General features: G+C 36.5%; 9 protein-coding genes. 4 read left to right on the plus strand and 5 right to left on the minus strand.

The window, feature by feature from the left end; translation table 11 throughout:
• Positions 1 to 76: 76 nt before the first annotated feature.
• From ACN4EE_RS09525 to ACN4EE_RS09535, 3 genes are all read left to right on the plus strand, one after another.
• Complete coding sequence (locus tag ACN4EE_RS09525; RefSeq protein WP_431706199.1) at positions 77 to 1,258, plus strand: DUF4336 domain-containing protein; 1,182 nt, start codon at positions 77 to 79, stop codon at positions 1,256 to 1,258.
• Positions 1,259 to 1,397: 139 nt separating this feature from the next.
• Positions 1,398 to 2,369 carry a DNA cytosine methyltransferase gene (locus ACN4EE_RS09530; RefSeq protein ID WP_431706200.1) on the plus strand — a complete coding sequence of 324 codons (972 nt, stop codon included), beginning with the start codon at positions 1,398 to 1,400 and terminating at the stop codon, positions 2,367 to 2,369.
• 116 nt (positions 2,370 to 2,485) lie between these two features.
• Positions 2,486 to 3,439 carry an ABC transporter permease gene (locus ACN4EE_RS09535; protein ID WP_431706202.1) on the plus strand — a complete coding sequence of 318 codons (954 nt, stop codon included), beginning with the start codon at positions 2,486 to 2,488 and terminating at the stop codon, positions 3,437 to 3,439.
• A 39-nt stretch (positions 3,440 to 3,478) separates the two neighbouring features.
• Here ACN4EE_RS09535 and ACN4EE_RS09540 read toward each other — a convergent pair whose 3' ends face one another.
• From ACN4EE_RS09540 to ACN4EE_RS09550, 3 genes are all read right to left on the minus strand, one after another.
• Positions 3,479 to 3,733: a Txe/YoeB family addiction module toxin gene (locus tag ACN4EE_RS09540; protein ID WP_431706203.1), complete on the minus strand. Its 255-nt coding sequence runs from the start codon at positions 3,731 to 3,733 to the stop codon at positions 3,479 to 3,481.
• Between the two features lie 5 nt (positions 3,734 to 3,738).
• The gene (locus ACN4EE_RS09545; RefSeq protein ID WP_431706204.1) at positions 3,739 to 3,996 is read right to left on the minus strand and encodes a type II toxin-antitoxin system Phd/YefM family antitoxin; all 258 of its coding nucleotides are present in this window, start codon (positions 3,994 to 3,996) and stop codon (positions 3,739 to 3,741) included.
• A gap of 240 nt (positions 3,997 to 4,236) precedes the next feature.
• Complete coding sequence (locus ACN4EE_RS09550; protein ID WP_431706205.1) at positions 4,237 to 7,974, minus strand: DUF1156 domain-containing protein; 3,738 nt, start codon at positions 7,972 to 7,974, stop codon at positions 4,237 to 4,239.
• Positions 7,975 to 8,022: 48 nt separating this feature from the next.
• Here ACN4EE_RS09550 and ACN4EE_RS09555 point away from each other — a divergent pair, with 48 nt between their 5' ends.
• Positions 8,023 to 8,199 carry a hypothetical protein gene (locus ACN4EE_RS09555; RefSeq protein ID WP_431706207.1) on the plus strand — a complete coding sequence of 59 codons (177 nt, stop codon included), beginning with the start codon at positions 8,023 to 8,025 and terminating at the stop codon, positions 8,197 to 8,199.
• An 88-nt stretch (positions 8,200 to 8,287) separates the two neighbouring features.
• On the opposite strand, the gene ACN4EE_RS09560 is transcribed toward ACN4EE_RS09555, so the two are convergent.
• Positions 8,288 to 8,716: a type II toxin-antitoxin system VapC family toxin gene (locus ACN4EE_RS09560; RefSeq protein WP_431706208.1), complete on the minus strand. Its 429-nt coding sequence runs from the start codon at positions 8,714 to 8,716 to the stop codon at positions 8,288 to 8,290.
• Positions 8,716 to 8,904: hypothetical protein (locus tag ACN4EE_RS09565; protein ID WP_431706209.1), on the minus strand; the 189-nt coding region annotated here is incomplete at its 5' end. The genes ACN4EE_RS09560 and ACN4EE_RS09565, both read right to left, overlap by 1 nt.

The following is an 8,904-nucleotide window of genomic DNA, read 5'->3' on the forward strand; positions in this document are numbered from 1 at the left end:
GGTAATAGGTAATAAGTAATTCTCAATTCTGCATTTCTAATTCTTCATTCTCCATTCTGCATTCTTAATTCTTTTTATGGGAAGTGAAAAAAAAGCACAACATTGGCGATACTGGTTTGTTTTACCCCTTTACCCTTATCAACAGCGCCCCACTGTTAGAGAAGAAATAGTTAAAGATGCCCTTTGGACATTTGAGCAACCTCACGGTTTATTATATGCCGTTGTGCCAATTCGCATGACGATCGTAAAATTAGCTAAGGGTGGTTTATTGGTGTATTGTCCGATCGCCCCTACTGCTGAATGTGTTAACCTTGTGAGGGAATTAGAAAATCAGCACGGAAAAGTTAAATATATCATTCACTCTACCAGTTCAGGGTTAGAACATAAAATATTTGTCGGTCCTTTTTCCCGTTACTTTCCCACTGCCGAAGTGTGGAGTGCGCCTAGTCAATGGAGTTTTCCTGTTAATTTACCCTTAACATGGCTTGGTTTTCCGCCCCAACGCACGAAAATTTTACCCCTCGATTATACTGAGTCACCTTTTGCTGATGAATTTAAGTATCACATTTTAGATATTGATTTGAGTCAAGGTTCGTTTGTGGAAGTCGCTTTCTTACATAAAAGTTCTAAGACTTTATTAGTTACGGATAGTGTTGTCAAAATTCCCTATTATCTGCCGAAAATTATTGAATTAAATCCTTTTCCCTTGCTTTTTCATGGTAGAGAATCCGCTTTAGATAATCTGGAAAATACCCCAGAAAATCGTCTGAAAGGATGGCACAGAATCTGTTTATTTGCCCTTTATTTTCGTCCTAGCATGATTGATACAACCCCCCTCAAACAACTAATTCAAGAGGCATTCAAGGCGAAGGATCGATCGAATCGTAACTATTTTGGCTTATACCCTTTCCGATGGCGCAATCAGTGGCAAAAATCCTTTGAAGCCATCAAAGAAAGATTATTAGTTGCACCCATACTAGAGACGTTAATTTTACCCCAAGCGCCAAAAGATGTGATTAATTGGGCGAATTATATTGCGACATGGGATTTTGAGCAAATTATTCCTGCTCATTTTGACGCACCCTTTAAAGCAAATCCCCTCGAATTTCGTCAAGCATTTTCGTTTTTAGAAAAAAAACCCCTTTATCCTAGTGGCAATGAGCAAATTTATCAACAAGATAGTCAGTTTATCAAAGAATTAGAAAGCCAATTGATTAAACTTGGTATTGCAAAACCACCAAAAATTTATAATCAATAGCTCGATCGAACCCTTGTTTTTATCATAAAATTACATTAATAAGTTTATCTCGATAAATCTTTTGTAATGGCTTTTTAATCATCTTATAGTTTACTCAGATTTTCATCGTAGCTATTGGCATATTTATAATAATAGAATAATGAACTTATTAAAAGGAAAAACTTTTATCGATTTATTTGCAGGAATTGGTGGTTTTCATCAAGCATTAAGTTATTATGGTGCTAAGTGTGTTTTTGCTTCCGAATGGGATAAATATTGTCAAGAAATTTACTTAAAAAATTACGGTATTTTACCCGAAGGAGATATAACAATTATTCCCGAAAATGAGATTCCTAGTCATGATATTTTGTGTGCGGGTTTTCCTTGTCAAGCCTTTAGTATTTCTGGAAAACAATTAGGATTTAATGATACTAGGGGGACTTTATTTTTTGATATAGTGAGAATTGCTAAATATCATCAACCGTCATTATTAATCTTAGAAAATGTCAAAAATTTTGCTAGACATGATGAGGGTAAAACTTTAAAAGTTGTGAAAAATACTTTAAATGAAATTGGTTATGATATTTTTTATCAAGTCTTAAATGCTTCTAATTTTGGTGTACCTCAAAAGCGAGAAAGAATCTATATTTTAGGTTTTAAAAAAAATTTAAACATTAAAAAATTTACTTTTCCTAATAGTTATGGTAAGGCAACAAGTTTAATCGATTTTTGTTTAGATTACTCAGAAACTAAAGATTTTATTATTAATAGAATGGATATAAAAATTAAGGACAATTTAGGAATAACTAGAGATATTTTAGGAAATTATCCGCAAAAACCTATTAGAATTGGTACGATTAATAAAGGTGGGCAGGGTGAAAGAATTTATCATCAAAATGGACACGCTATCACTTTATCGGCTTATGGAGGCGGTATTGGGGCGAAGACTGGTATTTATTTAATTAATGGTAAAATTAGGAAATTAGCACCGAGAGAATGTGCGAGAATTATGGGGTTTCCCGATGATTTTATTTTTAGTAATAGTAATAATATGGCTTATAAACAATTCGGGAATAGTGTGGTAGTTAATGTGTTAAAGTCGATCGTTGAGAGTGTTTTTGACTTAAAATAAGGTTTTTTGACTTTGACTATGATAAATTATTGATAAAGATAGACAAAAGTAAGGAGTAAGACGTAAAAAAATTGAGTGTTAATTCTGCATTCTTCATTCTTTATTCTCAATTCTCCATGAATTATTTTATCAAAAGAGTTCTGATTTCTTTACCCACATTATTGGCTATTAGTGTGATAATATTTTTTATATTAGCTCTAGCTCCGGGTGATCCTTTAAGTGAGTTTGGTTCTAATCCTAATATTACTGCGGAAATAAGGGAAAATATTAGAAAATCTTTAGGTTTAGATCAACCTATTTATATTCGTTATTTTAAATGGTTATTTGCTTTTTTTCGAGGGGATTTAGGTTACTCTTTTACAAGCCGAAGTCCAGTCTTAGATTTAATTTTACAACGTCTTCCTAATACTTTAATGATTGTGGGTTTAGCCTATTTAATTAGCGTTATTCTTGCTATTCCTATGGGTTTAATTTCAGCGATTAAGCGCTATTCTTTACTAGATAATATCTTCACCTCGATCGCACTTTTTGGCTATTCTATACCGCCTTTTTTCACGGGATTATTGTTAATAATTATCTTTAGTGTACAATTAAAATGGTTGCCTTTTATTTACGATAGCAATTTAAAAGTAACGGATTTAAACAGCTTTTTTCAACAAATAAAACAATCATTAATGCCCATTCTAGTTTTAAGTTTATACCAAACGGCGGTGTTAATGCGATTTATGCGATCGTCCGTCACGGAAGAATTAAGCCATGATTATGTACGCACGGCTTACAGTAAAGGATTAAGCACTTCTAAAGTGGTTATCAATCATATTTTGCGTAATGCTTTAATACCTGTTGTCACTCTCATTGCCTTAGATATTCCTAGTATCTTCACTGGTGCGTTAGTGACAGAGCAAATTTTTCGTATCCCCGGTATTGGCGCTTTATTGATTGAATCGATTTATCGTAGTGATACACCAGTAGTCATGTCGATCGCTATGATTTATGGTATTTTAATTGTGATATTTAACCTAATTGCGGATTTAAGTTATTCATGGTTAGACCCTAGAGTTAGGTTATGATAGATAGGAGCAGTAATTTTTGCTCTTTGAGTATGATAATTAATAATGGTAACGACACTGAATAATAATAATCTCATCGTCTAATACCTGATAAATTAAGCGATGTTCTTGATTAATACGTCTTGACCATAATCCACTAAAATTAAACTTTAAGGGTTCAGGTTTGCCTATACCATCATAAGGATTTCTTTCTATATCTTTAATGATTTGATTAATTCTTTTTAGAGTTTTTCTATCTTGATTTTGCCAATATAAATAATCATGCCAACCGTCTTCTAAAAAAGAAATTTTCATGGTTTTTATTCTTCTTCTATTAAGTCATGATTTTCGTATTTTCCTTGTTTTAATTCTCCTAATGCTTTATAAAGTCGTTGGGCATTTTTTGGACTCCGTAATAAATATAATGTCTCTTCTATCGCACTATAATCTTCAAGAGACATCATTACTACTGGTTTTTCCGATTGACGGGTAATGATAATTGGGGCATGATTTTCGCAAACCTGATTCATTACACCAGTAAAGTTTTTTCTAGCTTGAGTATAAGTGATTGCATCCATAACCTTTAGAAACCGATTTTATTTTTAGTTTACCGTTTATGTACTTATACGGTTAATTATAAGAGATTGCTTTGTGTCTTGCCATGACGTTTGGGATTGCTTCGTGCCTCCCAATGACAACAGGGATTGTCGCAATGACTGATAGAGATTGCTTCGTACCTCGCAATGACAACAAAGAAAGATTGTCGCAATAACAATAGGGATTGCTTCGTGCCTCGCAATGACTTAATAAATCATCATTTAACCTCCTCCTCTGGTGAATAAGTTATCTTCGATCGAGCGCTTCCATGATGCTAATAATGTATCTATAGCCTTTTGTTCAGCACTTCTACTTAAGCCTTCTCCTGTGGGAGAGGGTTGGGTGAGGGTATCTCCTTCTTCCCCTTCTCCTGTGGTTGATGGGGTAACATTGCCTGTTAATGCTCTTCCTGCTAAGGATTGGGCTACTAATTTAAGTTTATTGCCGTCTGGTTGAGCTAGGGCGAGATAATTATTAATTTCTGACGGTTTATGTTCTGCTAACCATAATAAACGGTGTAAAATGTCGATTAGGGTAGGTTCGTAAGTCGTACTTCGTTTCACAGTAGTATCACCTTTTTGACCTTTTTTCGGTTTAGTATTGGTTTCTGACGAATCAACTTCACCCCCTAGCATTCCTTGAGTAAAAGATGTTTGATCTCCCCAACCCCCATTACCAGAAGATGAATTAACCTCATCCCCTAGTATCCCTTGAGTAAAGGATGTTTGATCCCCCCTAGCCCCCCTTGAGTAAGGGGGGGATTTTTGGTTAAATTCCTGTTTGCCTAAAGTATCGGCTCGAATGCCTAATGTTTCATGGTTTCCCCTGTCTAGGTAGTTACGCAGTTGAATTTTATTTTTATCCTTCTTGATAAGGGCGGTTTTACCATCGGTTAAGCCTCCTATGCCGTCTAATTCCACACCGACACCCCTAGCTAAAGTGTTGGCTTCGTCAAATTCTACTACTGCTTCTCCGTACTCATAACGGGCTAGGATATAGTATTGAGTGGGTTTATCCACCGCAGAAACGCCTTTTTGGTCACATCCTAATACTTCTTTGAGGATGGTTTCCGCTACTTCTTTCTGCACTTCGTCTAGGAAGGTACTAGCTTCTAATTCTTCCCCGTTGGGCAGTTCTACGGTGTCATATTGGGTATAGGCTCTTAATCCTGCACCAACACAAGCTATAACGAGATCTGCACCGCTAACGCCCTCATTCATCAAGGTTTTAACCCTTTCTTGCACTATTTCCCTTAATTGGGGTTGTACGTCCATGGCATAATCACCCACTAGGTTGTCATTGCGAGGCACGAAGCAATCTCCACCGTCATTGCGAGTGTAAACGAAGCAATCTCCACCGTCATTGCGAGTGTAAACGAAGCAATCTCCTTTATTTTGAGACTCTGAGATAGCTTCACTGTCGTTCGCTATGACAGAAGAAAATGAGTTTGGTATGACATTTTTTGAAACTCGTTTACGGGCAACTAAAAAGATACTCGAAGCAAGGGCGGCGGAATTTTGCTCTCTCAATCTTCCCGCTTTTTCTGTATCTAGGGGGAAGGCTTCGGTAATCATAAATCCAGCCCTTCTCAGGGAATCTATTAAGGTTGTCCAGCCTGATGTAGTTTTATGAGCATAAACAACAACAATGATACCATAATCTTTTAAAACTCGATTGGCTTCACAGAAGGCTTGGTGCATCATGTCTTCATACGCTTGAGATGCCTTTTTTTTATCTCCCCCATGCCGTGATGCTTCCATGATTGCCTCTTTTTTCTTCGGTGTCAGTTGACTAGAGAAGTGTTCAGAGTAAAAACTTCCAATACTACGCTTAAACCAGACATAGAAGTAATCTGATAAGTCGGCATAGGGTACACTATCAAAGTAAGGTGGATCTGTTACTATTGCGTCTAAATATTTTTCTTGTAATGAAAGATTTGTTGATGAATAACGAAATACATTCGCCTCTTTTTGAATATTATCTTTTTGTAGTGTGTTATTTTGTATGAAATTATTGATATATCCTAATCCACTTTGAGCATTTCCAGAAGCATTACCAAAAGGGTTTATTTCAGAAAAATCCCACACCATAGGTAAAGCCTGATTTGAAAATACTGGACAAGTTTTTTCTTGATGATTATGCCATCTAGTTAATGAACTATTGAACATGGCTTGTTTATCGCACAGAATGCCCAAATAAGTAGTAACTGCCTTTGCAAACTCTTGTTTTTCTTCCTCAGATTGCCAACTACCAGTTTTAAAAATGGAATCCTTAACGATATTATCTTCATGATTATTACTGTTTATGCCCTTAACAATTTTCGAGACTGCCGCATTATCATTAGGATTATCAGAAGTGCTATTTTCATCGTCATTACGAGGTACGAAGCGATCGCCTTTATTTTGATACTCTGAGATGGCTTCACTGTCGATCGCCATGACAACATTACCGTCATTGGGAAGGGTATTTCCAGTTAAGTCTTCATTAGTAAAGTTTCTCTCCCCCGAAGCAATCCCTTTATTCTGCAAAAAACCTTGAGATTGCTTCACTTCGATCGCAATGACAGAAGGAGAATTATTTGCAATGACAGAAGGGGAAGTGTTCGCTATGACGGTTCGATCGCCACTTTCATTATTCCCTAACTCCGAATCCCCAACTCCCAACCCCGAATCCCCAACTTCCATCATTTCCTCATAAGCTAACCGCACCCACTTAACAAACGTCATCAAAGAGAGTAATTGACGAGATGTAAATAACTGATACCATTTAACTAAACCGTAGGGTTGCACACGAAAACCTAAAACACCATAATCGGGTAAAGGTTCATCAGGTATAGTTAAACCAGTATCTTGACAAAGTTTATCTAACCGTTGCTTAATGGCTTCCTCATCGGGGATATATTGCTGAAAATCATTAGCGGAGAGATAAGTTTTACCTTGAGCGTCAGGAGTTGTACAGACGATCGCCATTAACTGATGTCCGATTCTTCCAGCTTTTCCTTCTTCTTTCACTTGCTTGACATTAATAGTAGTGCCACAATGATGACAAGTAGAGTTACCCCGTGAACTACCGAGGGAAGGATCAAAACCCAAATCCTTAGCCGTTGTGGCTTCCACTACTTTAAACTCTACCTTCTTAGTCTGATGGTTAGGACTAATTTTCAAAGCTATATACTTTTTCGACTTCTTACAAAGCCAAGTTTGACGCACTAAAGGCACATCCGCCCCACATTCAGGATTAGGACATTTTACCGTGCGAGTCCATAAATAGGCAACGGGTACAAGCCTTTGGGATAAACTTAAATTTAACTGTTTTGGCTTAGTTTTGACTATATCCCCTAAATCTAACTCCCCTTGCTCATGGGAAGGCTCTATATCTTCCCCTATCTTAATCTCTGGGTATAAATCGCCAATTTCTGCTCTCACCTTCTCAATAACCCAATTACCCCACTTTTCCACTTCCGTAGCCAACTGCTTACCGTATTTTTGGGGATAAACCAGAGTACAAAGTTCGATGATATGGGCAACGGGATTGAGATCAACTGCGTAGGTTTCACACCCTAACCGCAACGACTCCAAAGGTATCGCCCCACCCCCTGCAAACATATCCAACACCTTCGGCGGTGGTACTTCTTTTAAGGGCGTATTAGCAGGTAAACCTAATCTGTCTCGCTGTGCCTCTAAAATACTTTTTCTCGCTTTGTTTATGGTATTCTCATCCGCTTCCCACTTACACAAATCAATCATCGCCTTACTTAATGCCGTGCGTTTTTGAGGAGTTTCTGGTGCAGGAATAAGGGAAGCATAAACCGCCGCCCGTGCCGCTACTAATGGTCGTCTCGCCCACCATAAATGTAGTGTAGAAATATGTCCTTTACGAATCGACTTTTCTCTAGCGGATTCTTTGGATATTTCAGCTATGGGGATGTAGTCTTCAATTAGGCGGCGATCGTCACTCATAAACTTTAGCACTTGTAATTATTTTAAGTGTAAAGCAAAATGGCGGTCATGGCGAATAAGATTGCTTTAGATTGCTTTGTTACCTTGCTTCGGACGGTATTGGTGTCATGGAGTTCGATCGTGAAGGCATCTCAGGGTATAAAAGTAAGAGAGATTGCTTCGTTAGCACTCGCAATGACAAAAAAAAGATTACCTTGTAATGACAAAAAGATTGCCTTACAATGACAGATTATTTAATGATTATTTATTATTGTACTTTAGACTAATAAAATATTGCAAGACAATCAGTAAGCTAACAAAAATTAGCATAATTTTAGATTAATTTAACCCACGACAAAGAAGCAGAAACAGAATTATATAATCGAGAATCGGCAGTCCATAATTCCACACTGAAACGATTAGCTAAAGCTAAATAATGGGCATCATAAGTAGCAGGAAGACGAAATAAATTTGCTAGTTTCATTGCATCTCTATGCAAGTCTTTATCTCCATAAAAATTAATATTTAAAGCCATAGCTTCTTCTAGGAAATTTTTGGCTTCAGATTCAGTTATTTGCCCTGCAATAACAGCACGGTGAAAAGCATTGGTAACTTCATACATTATCAAGGTGGGTGCTATCAAAGTATAATTTTTTTCCTGCCATTCTCGTAACTTTTGAACATAAATAGAATCAGAATTATTTTGACTCAAATAACGAATTACGAAACTAGCATCAAGACAAATTTTATTAATACTCATCATTATTTATTACTTCCAAAACAACTATTTATCAGTTCATCATGTTGGGCAATACGCTCATCTCTGGTAATTTTTATATATTCATCTAAAGGTGGTTCAAATGCTTTTCCTTGTCTTTTTATCAAACTGTTATCTTCAACTTTACCAATCATTTGTTGGCTATTTTTATTTTGTTTATTAAGTTGTATTCT

This window comes from Geminocystis sp. CENA526 (assembly GCF_050753365.1).
GTDB lineage: Bacteria > Cyanobacteriota > Cyanobacteriia > Cyanobacteriales > Cyanobacteriaceae > Geminocystis.